Origin of the sequence: Streptomyces sp. NPDC001852 (genome assembly GCF_042891825.1) — a bacterium.
GTDB lineage: Bacteria > Actinomycetota > Actinomycetes > Streptomycetales > Streptomycetaceae > Streptomyces.
This window is the reverse complement of the sequence record NZ_JBIATN010000026.1, coordinates 115,875-129,923: the sequence shown is the minus strand read 5'-3', so window position 1 is coordinate 129,923 and position 14,049 is coordinate 115,875. Positions and strand designations below refer to the sequence as shown.

The window sequence follows — 14,049 nt, the reverse complement described above, 5'->3', positions numbered from 1 at the left end:
GGTCCGCAGGGATCGTCCAGTGGTTGGTGTCGGGTACGAGTCGGGTGCGGACCAGGTCGGGGGGCGAGGCCGGCGGCGGCCAGCCGCTGCTCGCCGTACAGGCCCTGCGGCTCGTCCATCAGACCGCTTTCCGCCCACAGCGGTACGGCCGGACGGGGGCAGCTGGTGCACGCGCCCGCCACCTCCGTGCCGAGTTGCTCTGCGCCGTCGGTGCGCACCGCCTCGAGACTGCAGGAGGAGCGCCTGGCATCCACCCACGGCGACCACGAGTCCGCGAAGGCCGGATGCCGCTGCCAGACCGGGTCCAGGCGCTGGCGCTGCACGGCATCACCGCCAACGGCCTGAGCTGGGCGCGCGTCGCCCACCACCTGCCCGGCCGGGTCACCCTGGCGGCCCCCGACCTGCGCGGCCAGGGCCGTAGCGGGCGCGTGCCCGGCCCCTACGGCATCCCGGTCCGCGCCGACGACATGGCCGCCGTCGTGGACACCCTGGGAGTGGAGCGGGTGGGCCTGACCGGCCACTCGATGGGGGCCGTCAACCTCCGGCGCTCCCGGGCCGTCGGCCGGTCGGCGCGGCACGGCCGGCTCGCCGCCCCCGCACCGGCACATGGACCTCGTCGTAAGCGGGGGACCGGCGCGTCCTGGCGGGCCGACGTCGTGTCGTCTCGCGGAGTGCGGCTCATGGCTGGAGGACCTTCTCGGGGCCGGCAGCGCGGGACGTGCGGGCGGCACGCAGCCGGGCCGGCAGCCGCGCCACGCCGCCGGGCAGCAGGTATATGACCGCGACGAACAGGGCGCCGAGCAGGAACAGCGGCTGCGAGAGCGGCACCCGCAGCACTGAAGGCAGGCCGGCGACCGCGCCCGAGCCGGCCAGGTCGCCGAGCCGGTGGTCGGCCCAGGTGTAGACGATGCCGCCGACCAGCGGACCCCACCGGGTCCCCGAACCGCCCAGCACCACCATCACCAGCAGCGACAGGGTGAAGTCGGAGGTGGTCGTCTGCGGGGTGGCACCTCCGGTCAGCAGCAGGTACACGATGCCGCTGAGCGCGGCCAGGGTGCCGGCCAGGACGAACGCGGCCAGTTTGAAGCCGTACGGGCGCAGGCCCAGCACCTCCACGCGGCGTTCGTTCTCCTTGATGCCTTCCCAGACCCGGCCGATGGGCGAGCGGACCGTCCACTGCACGACGGCCAGTACGAGGACGAGATAGGCCAGGGCGATCCAGTACAGGTTGGCGGTGTGCTCGATGCCGACCAGTGAGGCGGGCAGCCGGTCGGCGGGCGCGGCCCTGCCCTCCTCACCGCCGGTGACACCTCCGGGGTCGCGCTGCACGAGGATCGACCCCGCCTGCGCGAAGGCCAGGGTCACCATGGAGAACCCGATGCCGCCGACCCGCAGGCCGACCGCGCCCAGCAGGGCGGACAGCGCCACGCCCGCGAGCAGGCCGAGCAGCGCGGACAGGGCGAACGGCAGGCCCGCCTCCAGCATGACGGTGTTGGTGACGTAGGTGCCGGCGGCGAAGTAGAGGGCGTGCCCGAAGGACAGCAGCCCGGTGCGGCCGAGCAGCAGGTCGTAGCCGGTGGCCAGGGCGCCGAACACCAGGCACAGGGCGAGCAGTTGGAGGTTGCCGGGGCTGCCGATGGGGCCGTCCAGGAGGCCCGGTAGCGGCAGCGCGCTGTAGGGCACGGTGACGAGCACCACGAGCAGCAGGGCGGGCCACCAGCGGGTGGCGCGGCGCAGCCGTTCGGAGCGGGTGGCGACGGGGTGGTCCGCCGTGCGGGCCCGGCCGCGCGGCTGGGTGGCGGTGGTCATGCGAGCCTCCCGGTGAGCCCCCGCGGCCGGACGAGCAGCAGGGCGGCGAGCAGGACGACGACGGCGAGGTCGCCGAGCCCGGCGGTGGTGTAGTAGTTGGCGAACTGCTGGACGAGGCCCACGGCGACCGAGGCCAGGGCGGCGCCGGTGAGCGAGCCCATGCCGCCCGTCACGACGACCACGAAGGCGAAGATGAGCAGCGAGGTGCCCTGTCCGGGGTCCACGGAGCCGAAGTAGAGGCCGCCGAGGGCACCGCCGAGCGCCGCCGCCGCGCCGCCGATGGCGAAGATCAGCGTGAATGCCTTGCGCACGTCGATGCCGAGCGCGGTCACCATGGCCCGGTCCTCCACCCCCGCGCGGACGACGAGTCCGTGCCGGGTGCGGCAGAGGAACATCTTGAGCGCAATCAGCACGGCCAGGGCCGCGGCGATCAGCACGAGGCGGTTGAGCGGCACTTCGGCGCCCAGCAGGCCGAAGGTGCCGGACAGTGCCTTCGGCCCGGGGAAGGTCCGCGCGTCGGATCCCCAGATCGCGGACAGCAGGGCCGGGACGGCCATGCCCACGCCCACCGTGGCGAGGATCTGCTCGCGGGGGCGGCTGTAGAGCGGGCGGATCACGGCGAGTTCGAGGAGTACGGCGGCGACGGTGCCCACCGCGGTGCCGAAGACGACGGCGAGGGCGAAGCCGGCGCCGCCGGGGCCGGCGCCGGGCAGATGGCCCGAGGCGGCCCACCAGGTGCCGTAGGCGCCGACGGACAGCAGGGCTCCGTGGGCGAAGTTGAGCACGTCCATCAGCCCGAAGATCAGCGACAGGCCGGAGGCGATCAGGAAGTACAGGGCGCCCAGACCGAGCCCGGTGCAGGTGAGCAGCACGACCGTGGACATCAGGCGTCTGCCTCCGTGGTCCCGGCGGCGAGGGGTGCCGCGCTACGAACGGACGGGCCTGCGGGCCCCGTTGCGGTGCCGCCGTGGCCGACGCTGCCGACGCCGAGCAGCCGGCGGGCCGCCTCGGCGTCGGCGAGCAGGTCGGCGGCCGGGCCCCGGTGCGCGGTGCGGCCGTCGGCGAGGACGACGCAGTGACGGGCGAGACGGCGCACCACGGCGAGGTTCTGCTCCACGAGCAGGACCGGCACCGCCTCGGCGGCCCGATCCAGCACCTGGGCGACCTCGGTGACCACCTTGGGCGCCAGGCCCTTGGTGGGCTCGTCGGCGATGATCAGCCGGTTGCCGTTGAGCAGGGTGCGGGCGATGGCGACCATCTGCTGCTGGCCACCGGACAGGGTGCCCGCGGCCTGCCGGGCGCGTCGACGCAGCTCCGGGAACAGCTCGTACACCAGGTCGTAGGCCGGTGCACCGGCGCCGGGCCGCTCGGCGAGGCGCAGGTTCTCGGCCACGGAGAGGGTGGCGAACACGCCGCGGTCCTCGGGGGCGTAGCCGATGCCCCTGTGCACGAGGGCGTGGGTGGCCAGACGGACGGTCTCCTCGCTTGCCAGGAGCACGCTGCCGGTGCGCGGGACCAGCCCGAGGATGCCGCGTACGGTGGTCGTCTTGCCGGCGCCGTTGCGGCCCAGCAGAGCAGTGGTGCCGGAGGCGGCCACGTCCAGGTCGACGCCGTGAAGGATGTGCCGGCCCCCGATCACGACCCGCAGATCACGCACGGTCAGCAGGGGCGAAGGAGCGGGCATCACAGCTCCTCCCCGAGGTAGGCCTGTTGCACGGTGGGGTCGGCCATCACGGCGTCCGGGGTGTCCAGCGCCAGCAGCGTGCCGTGGTGCATCACGGCCAGCCGGTCGGCCAGGCCCAGCAGTACGTCCATGTGGTGCTCGACCATCAGCACGGTGCGCCCCTCCTCCTTGTGCAGCGACCGGATGAGCTCGGTCAGCGCGGGCACCTCCTCGGCGCTGACGCCCGCCATCGGCTCGTCCAGCAGCATCAGCCGGGGCTCGCCGACGAGCAGCACCGCGAGTTCGAGCTTGCGCTTCTCGCCGTGCGAGAGGGCGTCGGCGCAGGTACAGGCGCGGTGCACGAGCTGCGTGCGCGCCAGCACCCGGTCGACCTGCTCCGGATAGGTGTCCGCGCGGCGCCAGACCCGGTACGACCCTCCGTCGGCGGCCTGCACCGCCAGCGCCACGTGGTCGGCCACCGTCATGCCCGGCCACAGGCTGGAGGTCTGGAAGGTCCGCCCGAGGCCGCGCCGGGCCCGGGCGTAGGCGGCCTCGGCGGTGATGTCGCGGCCGTCGAGTTCGATGGTGCCCCGCGAGACCGGGCTGAGCCCGCTGACGAGGTTGAACAGGGAGGTCTTGCCCGCGCCGTTGGGGCCGATGAAAGCCAGGAACTCGCCTTCGCGGACGTCGAAGGACACGGAGTCGACGATGGTCGCGCCGCCCACCGTCCAGCCGATGTCGCGCAGCCGGAGCACCGGCGCCGCGGAGGTGCGGGCCTCCCCGGCGCCCGGAGCCCCCGCGGCGCTCGGCGACGTCGTCTTCGAGGAGGACATCCGCTCAGCCCGCCGTCTTCGTGGCCGGCGGTGCGACCTGTGTCATCGGGATGCTGTCGATCAGCTCGGGGCGGGCGGCCTTGCCACTGCCCTGGAGCCGGGCCGTGAACATCGGCTGCAGCAGCGCGTGGTCCGTCGCGCGGATCTGCTCCTTGCCCTTGGGCCCGTCGAAGGTCCAGCCCTGAAGCGCCTTGGCCATGGCGGCGGTGTCTGTCGCGCTGCCGGACTCGACCGCGTGCACGATCATCTGGGCGGCGGTGAAGCCGTCGGGGCTGAACAGGTCGGGGGTGCCGCCGGCCTTGGCGACGCCGTCGAGCATGGCCTTCTCCACGGGGTTCCCGCCCCCGGCGCCCGGGAAGTAGTGCGCGAGGAAGGCGACCTTGGAGCCCGCCGTACCGAAGACCGGGTACGAGGCGGTGCCCGCGAGTCCGGTGACGACCTTGCTCGCGTCCAGCACGCCCTGCTGGTCGAGCGCGGTCCACAGGGCGGGAGCGGTGGTTCCCGCCCAGGCGACGAACACCAGGTCCGGCTCGCCGGCCCTGGTCTGGCGGGCGAAGGGGGTGAGATCGGTGGCGCTCGGCGGGGCGAGTACGGAGCCGACGTGCGCGCCCTGCTTGCCGAGGACGGCCTTCACCGCGGCCACGTTGGCCTGTCCGAACGCGGAGTTCTGGGCCAGGACGGTGACCTTCTTGCCCTTGGCGTCGCCGAGCAGGGTGCCGGCGGTGAGGATGTCCTGGTAGGACTGCCGGCCCGAGCGGAAGGTGTAGGCGTTGACACCGGTGACGGCGTCGGTGGCGGCCGGACCGCTGACGTACAGCACCTTGTTCTGCGCGGCCAGCGGCGCCATCTGCAGTGCCACGCCGGAGTCGGTGGTGCCGGCGAGGATCTTGTAGCCCTCGCCGACGAGGGTCTTGGCCGCGGCGACTGCCTTCGCCGGGTCGCCCGCGTCGTCCTGTTCGGTGACCTGGATCGGGTGGCCGCCGGCCTTGTCCGTCCCGTGTGTCGCGTAGGCGAGGCCTGCCTTGAATCCTTCCTCGTACTGCTTGCCGTAGGCGGCGAGGAGTCCGCTGCGGGAGTAGACCAGCCCGACCTTCACCGGGGCGTCCTTGCCGCCCGAGCGGGCGGAGGCGGTGCCCGCGGTGCCGGCCGAGGAGCAGCCCGCGACCAGGGCGCCGACCGCGATCAGGGTGAGTGCGCGTACGGATCTGCTTCTGAAGGTGTCCGTGAGGCTGGAACGCATGACGGTCGGCTCCTGACGGTGTGTCATGCGCCCACCGCCGGATGCCACCGGCCTCGTCCATGACGGTGACCGGGTGGGCGACGACGGGAGCGCGGTGCGTGGTGGCCGGAACCCTAGGAGCGCCGTACGACGGGGCGGCATGTTGTCAATCACTGTTCTTTGAGGCCGAGTCATGGCAGGGGCACACATGGTCTGCGCTTGCCGGTACGGGCAAGGGTGACAAACAGCTGGTCCTGGTCGCGTTGTGGTCAGGCCGGACCGGCCGACGGAACGGACCCCGGGAGAAGGAAACGGCATGGACAAAGTGATGGCCGCGGCCGCGCAGGCAGTGGCGGACATCCCTGACGGTGCGACACTCGCGGTCGGCGGGTTCGGCCTGTGCGGCATCCCCTCGACGCTGATGGCCGCGCTGGCCGGGACGAGCGCGTCCGGACTGCGGGTCGTGTCCAACAACTGCGGTGTGGACGACTGGGGGCTGGGTCTGCTGCTGCGGGCCGGCCGGATCGCGCGGATGACCTCCTCCTACGTGGGCGAGAACAAGGAGTTCGCCCGCCAGTACCTGGTCGGCGAACTGGAGGTGGAACTGACACCGCAGGGCACGCTCGCCGAGCGGCTGCGGGCCGGCGGCACCGGCATCCCCGCCTTCTACACCCCGGCAGGGGTGGGCACCCCGGTCGAGGAGGGCGGCCTGCCCTGGCGCCACACCGCCGACGGCGGCGTGGCGTTGGCCTCCCCGCCCAAGGAGACACGGGAGTTCGGCGGCCGCCGCTACCTGCTGGAGGAAGCCATCACCGCCGACTTCGCCCTGGTGCGGGCCGAGGTCGCCGACCGGCATGGCAACTGCGTCTTCCACGCGGCGGCGCGCAACTTCAATCCGCTGTGCGCGATGGCCGGGCGCGTGACCGTGGTGGAGGTCGAGCAGATCGTCGAGGCCGGCGAACTGCCGCCGGACGCCGTCCATCTGCCGGGTGTGTACGTGGACCGGGTGGTCCCCGCCGACAGCTCGCTGGCCAAGCGCATCGAGCGCCGCACTGTCCGCCCCGCGCCCACCGGCACCGAAGCAGCCGCGTCGCGCGACGACTCCGAGGAGAAGTGACCATGCCCCTCGACCGCGACCAGCTCGCCGCCCGCGCCGCCAGGGAGCTGCGCGACGGCCAGTACGTCAACCTGGGCATCGGCCTGCCGACCCTGATACCCAATCACCTGCCATACGGCGTGCACGTGGTGCTGCACTCGGAGAACGGCATTCTGGGCGTGGGCCCCTACCCGTACGACGGCGAGGAGCACCCCGACCTGATCAACGCGGGAAAGGAGACGGTGACCACCATCCCTGGAACGTCGTACTTCGACTCGGCCCTGTCCTTCGGCATGATCCGGGCCGGCCGGATCGACGTCTCCGTGCTCGGCGCCATGCAGGTGTCCTCCCAGGGTGACCTGGCCAACTGGATGATCCCCGGCAAGATGGTCAAGGGTATGGGCGGTGCGATGGACCTGGTCCACGGCGCCCGTCGGCTGCTGGTCGTGATGGAGCACGTCGCCAAGGACGGCAGCCCGAAGATCGTCGAGGAGTTGAGTCTTCCCGCGACCGGGCGCCGTGTCGTCGACCGCGTCATCACCGACCTGGCGGTCATCGACGTCACCGACGAGGGGCTGCGATTGGTGGAGACCGCTGCGGGCATCACCGTGCAGGAGGTCCTGGCCGCCACCGGCGCCAGACTTCTTGTCGACGAGGCCGTGGAGGCGCCGGCTCTCGCGCCCTGACACGATGATCCCGGAGAGCCGATGCAGTCGCGCGCCCGTCCCCGGCTCGGCGGCTCGGGAGACGGGCGTCTGCTCCTGCACGGTCAGCGCGACCACCGGCCGGCCCGCGGAGAGCTCGTGCTGCCTCCCCGCCGCAGCCGTCCCGGCGACACACGCCGCTGAAACTCTGAGCCGAGTGCTGATACCGGACCCCCTCGGACCGTCATGTCATTCCCAGCTCAGAAGCAGGCATTCAGGCTCGACGGTAGCTGTCGACCGGGCCGCCCCAGCCGCCGCGAGGCCCGTCAAAGTCGATCACGAGCGAGGAGCCGTCCGGGTCCACCTTCAGGTGCCCCAGGCCGCGCCCGCCGTCCTTGCCGCCCTGGCACGTGTAGGTGATGGTCGCGGATTCCTGGCCGCCCTTCTTCGTCGGCACGAAGGCGCCCGTGCACGAGAGCTTCGCGCCCTTGGCTGTGGCTTTGCCGTCCTTGATCACCAGCGTGTCCAGCGTTGAATCGTCGGGCGTAGCGATGTACTTCCAGGTGCCGGCCGCTCGTTCGAGGAGCGTGCCTCGAGACGGAGCCGCCCCGGCCGGCTTGGTTGCCACGCCCGTGGTGGCACGTGCCGTGCCGTCTGCCGTCTTCCCACCCGTTCCCTTGCTACCGCACCCGGTGGCCATCACGACCACGGCAAGCGTCGTGGCCGCTGTCCATCGCGCCTTGCGCACAACAACATCCGTTCTCTCTTTGCGTCTTTACAGCCCGTAAACGTAACAGGTGCCCGCGGGCGGCGGTCATCGGAGCGGTGCCGTACCAGCCGTCGAGGCGGCTGTGGTGATCGGGGAAGCGGCCCTGCCGCACGTTCGCCCGGCACTCCTCGCCCGACTCCAGCTCGTCGCCCCACGGGAAGGCTCCCCGGGAATGGGCCGCGCCGATTCTGCGCCGACGACGGAGGGGAGCGCGTGACGACACGGCGACGATCGGCGCGTCCGCAGCGAGGGGTGGGCCTCTCGTACGCTGGGGAACGCGCGCAGCTGAAGAGCGGCGCCGTCCGTACGAGTTCGGCAACGGTGGGCCCGCCGGTCCTGGCTGTCCGGAGGGTTGTCACTGGCGGGACTGTGGTCAGTGGCCGCCGCTCGGGGGCTCGCAGCCGGTGCCGTCGGGGTAGCCGCCGAAGGCATCCGCCTTGGTGGAGGAACTGCTCATCGTGCCCTCGACACACCAGGGAGAGGCGCCGATGTCGATGAGGAAGCCGACTCCGGCGGTCCCGTCCTGGTACGTCTGCACCTTTCCGGCGGAGTAGCCGAGGCTGGTGAGCGCGGTGCGGACGCTGTCCGGGGCGAATTCGCCGCGCCGGCGCAGCGGTTCGAGTGCGCTCTCGATGCGTTCCACGGCGGTGAGTCCGTCGCAGCGGCTCTGGCCGTGGAGGGGGATGGGAACTCTGAAGCCATGGTTTTCGGCGTAGTGGTCGGTCGGCGGCTCGGTCGAGCCGGGAGTGGTGGCGGTCGTGGGCGCCGTCGGCTTGGTGCTCTCGCCCGGGCAAGGGAAGTCTGCCTGTGTACTCGGCGTCGATATGCCGGTCGGCGTTGGATGCGAACGCCGGTACGCGTCGGCGGTGCCCCTTGCCTGCTGCGTTCCGCAACCCGCCGCCAGCAGGACCGTCGCCGCCAACGGCAGCATCCCGAGCCGGGCTCTCGTCTTCCTTGGCTTCGTCATCCCTCGATCTTTTCCCGCAGCTCGGTGGGTGTCATGAGTTCTTCTACTCATCAGGGCACAAGGTCGAGTTGCTCCTCCTTGCCGGCGATGCAGCCGTACAGCCGCATCGGCCCGATGCCGGCGTGTGTGCCGGGCTCCACCTGGGGGCCGTCTTGGTACATCCCTGGGATGAGCACCGCCCTGTCCGGCTGCGGCAGGTCCACCCTGCTCAACATGATCGCCGGGCTGGACCGGCCGAGCGCCGTGTACCTGCGCCGGCGCGACACCCTCGGCCGGCTCGCCACCGACGAGTACGCCCGTTTTTTGCCGCTTGTGATCCTCCAGGCGCCGAATTCTTGACTCAGTATTTCCTTCAACTTTCGGCACCTTCGCATTGACGCACGAAATGCGGACCGCGTGGCCCAGTTTCCCGTGAAGACCCTGCGCATTCCCATTGACCCGAACGCGTCAAGTCTGCTTTGCTTCTCGCCGTCTGACGGGGCATCACCTGTTGCGACCAGCAAAGACGCGTTGTGGCAGGGGAATTGTGGTCACCCCGGCACTGCCCCGTCGACATCTCACGTAGCTCGCCTCCACCGCACCCACGGCGGAGGTCTGTACGCAGAAAGGAACCCATCACCCATGGGTAAACCCCACATTCGCGGCGCGGCCCGGGCGGCCCTGACCGGTCTCGCGTCGCTGTCCCTTCTCACCGCTGTGGCACTCGCCTCCATACCCCAGGCGACAGCCGCGCCCCAGGCCGCAGGTCACACGGCCAGACCGAACCCGTACGACCCGGCCTACCAGCACCCGTACCGGCACGGTGTCCTTCCCACCATTCAGCAGCACGCCAAGATGAAGTCCTGGTCGGCCGCCCATCCCGCAGCGACCGCGGCGACGGGGCCGGAGACGCTCTCCTACGGCGGCGGCATCGACGGCATCGGCGTCCAGAGCGGCCACTCCAAGGTCTACCTGGTCTTCTACGGCTCGCAGTGGGGCACGCAGAGCACCAACGGCAGCGGCGACGCCACGTTCTCCGGCGACCCGGACGGCGCGGCCCCGGTCACCCAGGAGATGTTCAAGGGCATCGGCACCGGCAACGAGCTGTGGTCCGCCGACCTCACCCAGTGGTGTGACGGCCCCAACGTGGCGGCCGGCGCCACCAGTTGTCCGTCCAACGCCAACTTCGTCCCGTACCAGAGCGGCGGCGTGCTGGCAGGCGTGTGGTACGACAACTCCGCAGCCTCCCCGAGCGCCGCGACCGGGCACCAGCTGGGTGCCGAGGCCGTCAAGGCGGCCGGTCACTTCGGCAACACCACCGCGGCCGCCAACCGTGACGCGTACTACGTCATCCTGTCGCCGCACGGTACGAACCCGGACAACTACCAGGGCCAGTACTGCGCCTGGCACGACTACAACGGCGACAGCACCCTGACCGGCGGTCCGGTGTCCTCCTCCTACGGTGACATCGCGTTCAGCAACCAGCCGTACAACATGGACTCCGGCGCGGGCTGCGGTGTCGGCTTCGTCAACTCGCCCGGCACGCTCGACGGCTGGACCATGACGCTCGGCCACGAGTGGCACGAGATGATGTCCGACCAGAACCCGGCCGGCGGCTGGACCAACCACACCGGCAGCTCCTACGACGGCCAGGAGAACTCCGACGAGTGCGCCTGGATCTCGCCCGGAAGCACGGGCGGCGCGGCCAACGTGAGGATGGGCACCGGCACCTTCGCCGAGCAGGCGAGCTGGTCCAACGACACCAACTCCTGCGCCATCTCGCACCCGATCGTGGGCGGCGGCGGTACGGGCGGCGGCACCCTCACCAACGGCACCTTCGAGACCGGCAGCCTGTCCGGCTGGACCACCAGCGGCAGCACCTCCGCCACCGGCTCGGCGGCCCACAGCGGGAGCTACGGCGCGATGCTCGGCTCGACCAGCCCGACCAGCACGTCCTCCCTCTCCCAGAGCTTCACCGCCCCGTCCGGCACCAGCAAGGTCTCCTTCTGGTACAACGTCACCTGCCCGGACACGGTGACCTACGACTGGGCGACGGCCACGCTCCAGGACACCACCTCCGGCACCACCACGACGCTGCTGGGCAAGACCTGCACCCAGGGCGCAGGCTGGAAGCAGGTGTCCGGCACCGTCACCCCGGGCCACAACTACACGCTCACCCTCACCAACAAGGACGACAACTACGCGGGTGACGCGACGTACACCTACTACGACGACGTGACCGTCTCCTGACCCTCACCCCAGACCGCGGGGGGCGGGCCGCCGCCCCGCCCCCCGCCCTCCACCGCCGTTCGCCCGTCCTCGCGGGCGGTGTCCTCGGGAGCGCCCATGCCACACCTGCCGGCCCGCCGCCCCGTCCGGCCGCGCCCGCTGCACACCGGCATCGTCTGCCTGGCTGCGGCGGCCTGCCTCCTCACCGGATGTTCCGGCGGGACCGCCGGAACCCCTCCCGTCACACCACCGCCGGACTCCGGCACCTCCCCGGCTCCGGCCGGCCACTCCTCGACACCCCTCGTCCTCGACGAACGGGCACGGGGAACGACCGTCCGGGTGACCACCGGCACTCTCGTCGTGGTGCGCCTGCACAGCACCTACTGGTCGACCCCGGCCGGATCGGACCCGCAGGTGCTCGCCCCGTCCGGAGGCGGCACCATCCCCGCCGGCACTTGCCCGCCGGGCCGCGGCTGCGGGACCTCCTCGGCACGGTTCACCGCCCGCCGGCCTGGCACCGCGCACGTCACGGCCCGCCGCACCGCCTGCGGCGAGGCGATGCGCTGCTCCCCAGGCCAGGAACGCTACGAGGTCACCGTCACCGTGACCCGGTAGTACCCGCATCGAGCCTCAGCCGCTCAGGAACCGCCGCAGATGCTCCGGCCCCCAGCCCACGTCCTCCTCGCCGATCACCAGCGGCGAAGCGATCCGTACGGTGGCGCGGTGGGTGTCCTTCACCGGCACCCAGCCCACGGGACGGCCGCATATTCGGCCCAGCTTGGCACGATTCCAACCTCAACGATCAGCATGGTCAGTACGGTGTTGTGCGGGTCGCGCACCCGTTCCACTCGTGGGCCGGGCGGGAGTTCACTTTCGTCGACCGGCGTCTGGCCCGGGATGAGGACCGGGTCGCTCGCGCCGGCGAGAACGGAGAGGCTGTCTCGCTGCCAGCAGCCTCCGGCGGGCGTAGAAGCCGTGGCCCGCTTGAGGATCTCCACGTCCTCGCGCAGGTGGCGGTTCTCCCGCCGCAGCCGGGCCAACTCCTCACGCTCGTCGCGGGCCAGACCGTCACGCCCGAGGCATCGACCTCGGCCGACGACCCCGCCCCGACCGGTCACCGCGTCGGCACAGGTCGCCCAGGTCTCGGCACTTTCGTGCACCGTCAACAGGGCCACGTTCTGGAGGGCCGAAGACCGCAAGGTGCGGTCTTCGGCCCTCCGACGGGGTGTGGCGGCCGTGCCGGCTATGACGACGGGTGGCAGAGGGGGTGGTCGGCCTCTACCTCATGGCACGGCCTCCAGGTGGGCTAGCGGTGGCCGAGGTAGCGGCCGTGATCCCGGTGCCGGTCGCTGTACCAGCCGCGGTGCCGGCCATGCTCCCGATCCCGGTCCCAACCATGGCCCCTCTCCCGGTCCCGGTCCCAGCCCCGGTCCCGGTCCCAGCCCCGGTCCCGGTCCCAGCCCCGGTCCCGGTCGCGGAACTGACCGTCGCGGTCGTGGCCGCTTCTGTAGCTGTGCGAGTGATTCCTCCCGTTGTCGCGGTCGTGGAGGGACACGGCGGCCAGGGCCGGCATGGCGGCCGCGGCGACGAGGGCGCCCGAAGCCACACAGGTGGCGATCAGGCGGACCGTCGTACGAGAAACAGACATGAATCTGTCACCTCACGTTCGTGCACACCGACCCTGCTCGGGCCGGGCGTGCAATCCGACATTCCCGGCTTGGTGCCGAGGCACCACACTGTGGCCCTCCATGGCGCCATCAGATCAACGAAAGGATTCGCGTTACAAAGCGCAGATATACCCGTAACTCTCCCTTGTATGGGCCATCGAGGCTGAGGAGGGCCCGCACACCGGCCCTGTCCCAGCTGCGAATCACACCGCAAGCAGGAAAAGGAAGCTGACGGCCCGTGACACACTTGGCGTTCTCGCAATTTCGACTCCTTAGAATGGCCCAATGGCTTCTGTAACGATGGGGGGCCTCCATTCGGGGGCCCCGCTTGTCGGCGACGGCTGAAAAGTGGACACAGCAGCGACGCTTGAAAGTTGACCCGACTCTGGGATCGCCGCCGCACTGCGGATGACCGAGCGTTCCGTGGAGAGATGGCGCCGGGCATGGGCGAGCACGGCGAGACCGGGGTTCTGTCGAGGGCCCTCCGGGGCGGCCCAGGCTCAGCGATGCTCAGCTCGCCAGGCCGGAGCACGAGTTGGAGCGTGGTCGGTCCGCTGGCTGTCGGCGTACGACCTGTTCTGCCCAGTTGCGTACGAGCGAACGTCGCCGGCGGTCAGGCGACTTCGGTCTCTTGCTCGATGGCCTTGAGGCTCAAGCTCTTGTTCGAAGTGAGAATGATCGAGCCCTTTTCGCAACGCTTGGAGATCGCCCCCGAAGACCGGGTCCGCCTCGGCCCGTTCCAGGGACTGGTAGCCCCCGTCGTCCACCACGAGAACACCGGGCCGCAGCCGAGTTTGCTGGTCGGGCCACTGGCCGTCTCGGCGGCTTTGAGGTTGCGGACCATGTTGTCGAGCCTGGTCAAGCAGATCGAGTAGCCGGCCCGGCAGGCGGCTGCCGCGAGGGCGACGGCGATGTGCGTCTTGACCACCCCACCCGTTGAAACAGGAGGCCCGAGCAGGGCCCGCGTCCGAGGGGCAGCGGCGCCGCCGAACCGGGGGCGTTTTCGAACCTGCCCAGCGGGATCGACCCACGGCGGGTTCAGGGAGGGAGCGTTGTCAGGCTGGATGTTCGCCTCCAGCCGGTGCACTTCAGGCTCGCTGAAGGCATGCTGGATGATTCGCCTGAGTCCTGAGGTCACTCGGCAACTCGAAGTTACCTTGCATCCGACTGTACG

At 71.1% G+C, this 14,049-nt stretch carries 15 protein-coding genes and 1 pseudogene; 6 read left to right on the top strand and 10 right to left on the bottom strand.

Annotated features, from left to right (window positions below; genetic code table 11):
- Window positions 1-284: 284 nt before the first annotated feature.
- Window positions 285-779: an alpha/beta fold hydrolase gene (locus ACFYZB_RS35010; protein WP_388765346.1), complete on the top strand. Its 495-nt coding sequence runs from the start codon at window positions 285-287 to the stop codon at window positions 777-779.
- Here ACFYZB_RS35010 and ACFYZB_RS35005 read toward each other — a convergent pair.
- From ACFYZB_RS35005 to ACFYZB_RS34985, 5 genes are read right to left on the bottom strand one after another with little or no spacing between them, the layout of a single operon-like run.
- Window positions 679-1,809 carry a branched-chain amino acid ABC transporter permease gene (locus ACFYZB_RS35005; protein ID WP_388765343.1) on the bottom strand — a complete coding sequence of 377 codons (1,131 nt, stop codon included), beginning with the start codon at window positions 1,807-1,809 and terminating at the stop codon, window positions 679-681. The two genes, ACFYZB_RS35010 and ACFYZB_RS35005, sit on opposite strands and share 101 nt — an antisense overlap.
- Window positions 1,806-2,693: a branched-chain amino acid ABC transporter permease gene (locus ACFYZB_RS35000; protein ID WP_388765340.1), complete on the bottom strand. Its 888-nt coding sequence runs from the start codon at window positions 2,691-2,693 to the stop codon at window positions 1,806-1,808. The genes ACFYZB_RS35005 and ACFYZB_RS35000 overlap by 4 nt, the downstream gene beginning before the upstream one ends.
- On the bottom strand, window positions 2,693-3,493 hold the full coding sequence (locus ACFYZB_RS34995) for an ABC transporter ATP-binding protein (RefSeq protein ID WP_388765338.1): 801 nt from the start codon (window positions 3,491-3,493) through the stop codon (window positions 2,693-2,695). The genes ACFYZB_RS35000 and ACFYZB_RS34995 overlap by 1 nt, the downstream gene beginning before the upstream one ends.
- On the bottom strand, window positions 3,493-4,305 hold the full coding sequence (locus tag ACFYZB_RS34990; protein ID WP_388765335.1) for an ABC transporter ATP-binding protein: 813 nt from the start codon (window positions 4,303-4,305) through the stop codon (window positions 3,493-3,495). The genes ACFYZB_RS34995 and ACFYZB_RS34990 overlap by 1 nt, the downstream gene beginning before the upstream one ends.
- A gap of 4 nt (window positions 4,306-4,309) precedes the next feature.
- Window positions 4,310-5,545 carry a substrate-binding domain-containing protein gene (locus ACFYZB_RS34985; protein WP_388765333.1) on the bottom strand — a complete coding sequence of 412 codons (1,236 nt, stop codon included), beginning with the start codon at window positions 5,543-5,545 and terminating at the stop codon, window positions 4,310-4,312.
- A 295-nt stretch (window positions 5,546-5,840) separates the two neighbouring features.
- Between ACFYZB_RS34985 and ACFYZB_RS34980 the strand changes: the two genes are divergently transcribed.
- A complete protein-coding gene (locus ACFYZB_RS34980) occupies window positions 5,841-6,641 on the top strand; it encodes a CoA transferase subunit A (RefSeq protein WP_388765332.1) in 801 nt (266 codons plus the stop codon).
- 2 nt (window positions 6,642-6,643) lie between these two features.
- Window positions 6,644-7,306 carry a CoA transferase subunit B gene (locus ACFYZB_RS34975; RefSeq protein WP_388765331.1) on the top strand — a complete coding sequence of 221 codons (663 nt, stop codon included), beginning with the start codon at window positions 6,644-6,646 and terminating at the stop codon, window positions 7,304-7,306.
- A gap of 232 nt (window positions 7,307-7,538) precedes the next feature.
- On the opposite strand, the gene ACFYZB_RS34970 is transcribed toward ACFYZB_RS34975, so the two are convergent.
- Complete coding sequence (locus ACFYZB_RS34970; RefSeq protein WP_388765329.1) at window positions 7,539-8,012, bottom strand: hypothetical protein; 474 nt, start codon at window positions 8,010-8,012, stop codon at window positions 7,539-7,541.
- A 394-nt stretch (window positions 8,013-8,406) separates the two neighbouring features.
- Entirely contained in the window at window positions 8,407-8,676 is a 270-nt protein-coding gene (locus ACFYZB_RS34965; RefSeq protein WP_388765327.1) for a hypothetical protein, read from the bottom strand.
- 492 nt (window positions 8,677-9,168) lie between these two features.
- Here ACFYZB_RS34965 and ACFYZB_RS34960 point away from each other — a divergent pair, with 492 nt between their 5' ends.
- The 3 genes from ACFYZB_RS34960 to ACFYZB_RS34950 all read left to right on the top strand — a co-directional run bounded on the left by ACFYZB_RS34960 (window position 9,169) and on the right by ACFYZB_RS34950 (window position 11,823).
- On the top strand, window positions 9,169-9,339 hold the full coding sequence (locus ACFYZB_RS34960) for a hypothetical protein (RefSeq protein WP_388765325.1): 171 nt from the start codon (window positions 9,169-9,171) through the stop codon (window positions 9,337-9,339).
- A gap of 282 nt (window positions 9,340-9,621) precedes the next feature.
- Window positions 9,622-11,229: a hypothetical protein gene (locus tag ACFYZB_RS34955; RefSeq protein WP_388765322.1), complete on the top strand. Its 1,608-nt coding sequence runs from the start codon at window positions 9,622-9,624 to the stop codon at window positions 11,227-11,229.
- Window positions 11,230-11,325: 96 nt separating this feature from the next.
- Window positions 11,326-11,823 (top strand): hypothetical protein, encoded by a 498-nt coding sequence (locus tag ACFYZB_RS34950; RefSeq protein ID WP_388765320.1) that lies wholly within the window; start codon window positions 11,326-11,328, stop codon window positions 11,821-11,823.
- Between the two features lie 119 nt (window positions 11,824-11,942).
- Here the strand turns inward: ACFYZB_RS34950 and ACFYZB_RS34945 are convergent, their stop codons facing one another.
- The 3 genes and pseudogenes from ACFYZB_RS34945 to ACFYZB_RS34935 all read right to left on the bottom strand — a co-directional run.
- Window positions 11,943-12,374, bottom strand: coding sequence for a transposase (locus ACFYZB_RS34945; protein ID WP_388765318.1), 432 nt, complete (start codon window positions 12,372-12,374; stop codon window positions 11,943-11,945).
- 140 nt (window positions 12,375-12,514) lie between these two features.
- Window positions 12,515-12,856: a hypothetical protein gene (locus ACFYZB_RS34940; protein ID WP_388765316.1), complete on the bottom strand. Its 342-nt coding sequence runs from the start codon at window positions 12,854-12,856 to the stop codon at window positions 12,515-12,517.
- Window positions 12,857-13,524: 668 nt separating this feature from the next.
- Window positions 13,525-13,851 (bottom strand): annotated as a pseudogene (locus ACFYZB_RS34935) (ATP-binding protein); the annotation flags it as partial.
- Window positions 13,852-14,049: the final 198 nt, after the last annotated feature.

What these genes read in the sequence shown, in the direction of transcription:
- ACFYZB_RS34940 (WP_388765316.1), bottom strand. Translation starts at nt 12,856, where the DNA reads ATGTCTGTTTCTCGTACGACGGTCCGCCTGATCGCCACCTGTGTGGCT.
- ACFYZB_RS34975 (WP_388765331.1), top strand. Translation starts at nt 6,644, where the DNA reads ATGCCCCTCGACCGCGACCAGCTCGCCGCCCGCGCCGCCAGGGAGCTG.
- ACFYZB_RS35005 (WP_388765343.1), bottom strand. Translation starts at nt 1,809, where the DNA reads ATGACCACCGCCACCCAGCCGCGCGGCCGGGCCCGCACGGCGGACCAC.
- ACFYZB_RS35000 (WP_388765340.1), bottom strand. Translation starts at nt 2,693, where the DNA reads ATGTCCACGGTCGTGCTGCTCACCTGCACCGGGCTCGGTCTGGGCGCC.
- ACFYZB_RS34995 (WP_388765338.1), bottom strand. Translation starts at nt 3,493, where the DNA reads ATGCCCGCTCCTTCGCCCCTGCTGACCGTGCGTGATCTGCGGGTCGTG.
- ACFYZB_RS34950 (WP_388765320.1), top strand. Translation starts at nt 11,326, where the DNA reads ATGCCACACCTGCCGGCCCGCCGCCCCGTCCGGCCGCGCCCGCTGCAC.
- ACFYZB_RS34990 (WP_388765335.1), bottom strand. Translation starts at nt 4,305, where the DNA reads ATGTCCTCCTCGAAGACGACGTCGCCGAGCGCCGCGGGGGCTCCGGGC.
- ACFYZB_RS34955 (WP_388765322.1), top strand. Translation starts at nt 9,622, where the DNA reads ATGGGTAAACCCCACATTCGCGGCGCGGCCCGGGCGGCCCTGACCGGT.
- ACFYZB_RS34960 (WP_388765325.1), top strand. Translation starts at nt 9,169, where the DNA reads ATGAGCACCGCCCTGTCCGGCTGCGGCAGGTCCACCCTGCTCAACATG.
- ACFYZB_RS35010 (WP_388765346.1), top strand. Translation starts at nt 285, where the DNA reads ATGCCGCTGCCAGACCGGGTCCAGGCGCTGGCGCTGCACGGCATCACC.
- ACFYZB_RS34985 (WP_388765333.1), bottom strand. Translation starts at nt 5,545, where the DNA reads ATGCGTTCCAGCCTCACGGACACCTTCAGAAGCAGATCCGTACGCGCA.
- ACFYZB_RS34980 (WP_388765332.1), top strand. Translation starts at nt 5,841, where the DNA reads ATGGACAAAGTGATGGCCGCGGCCGCGCAGGCAGTGGCGGACATCCCT.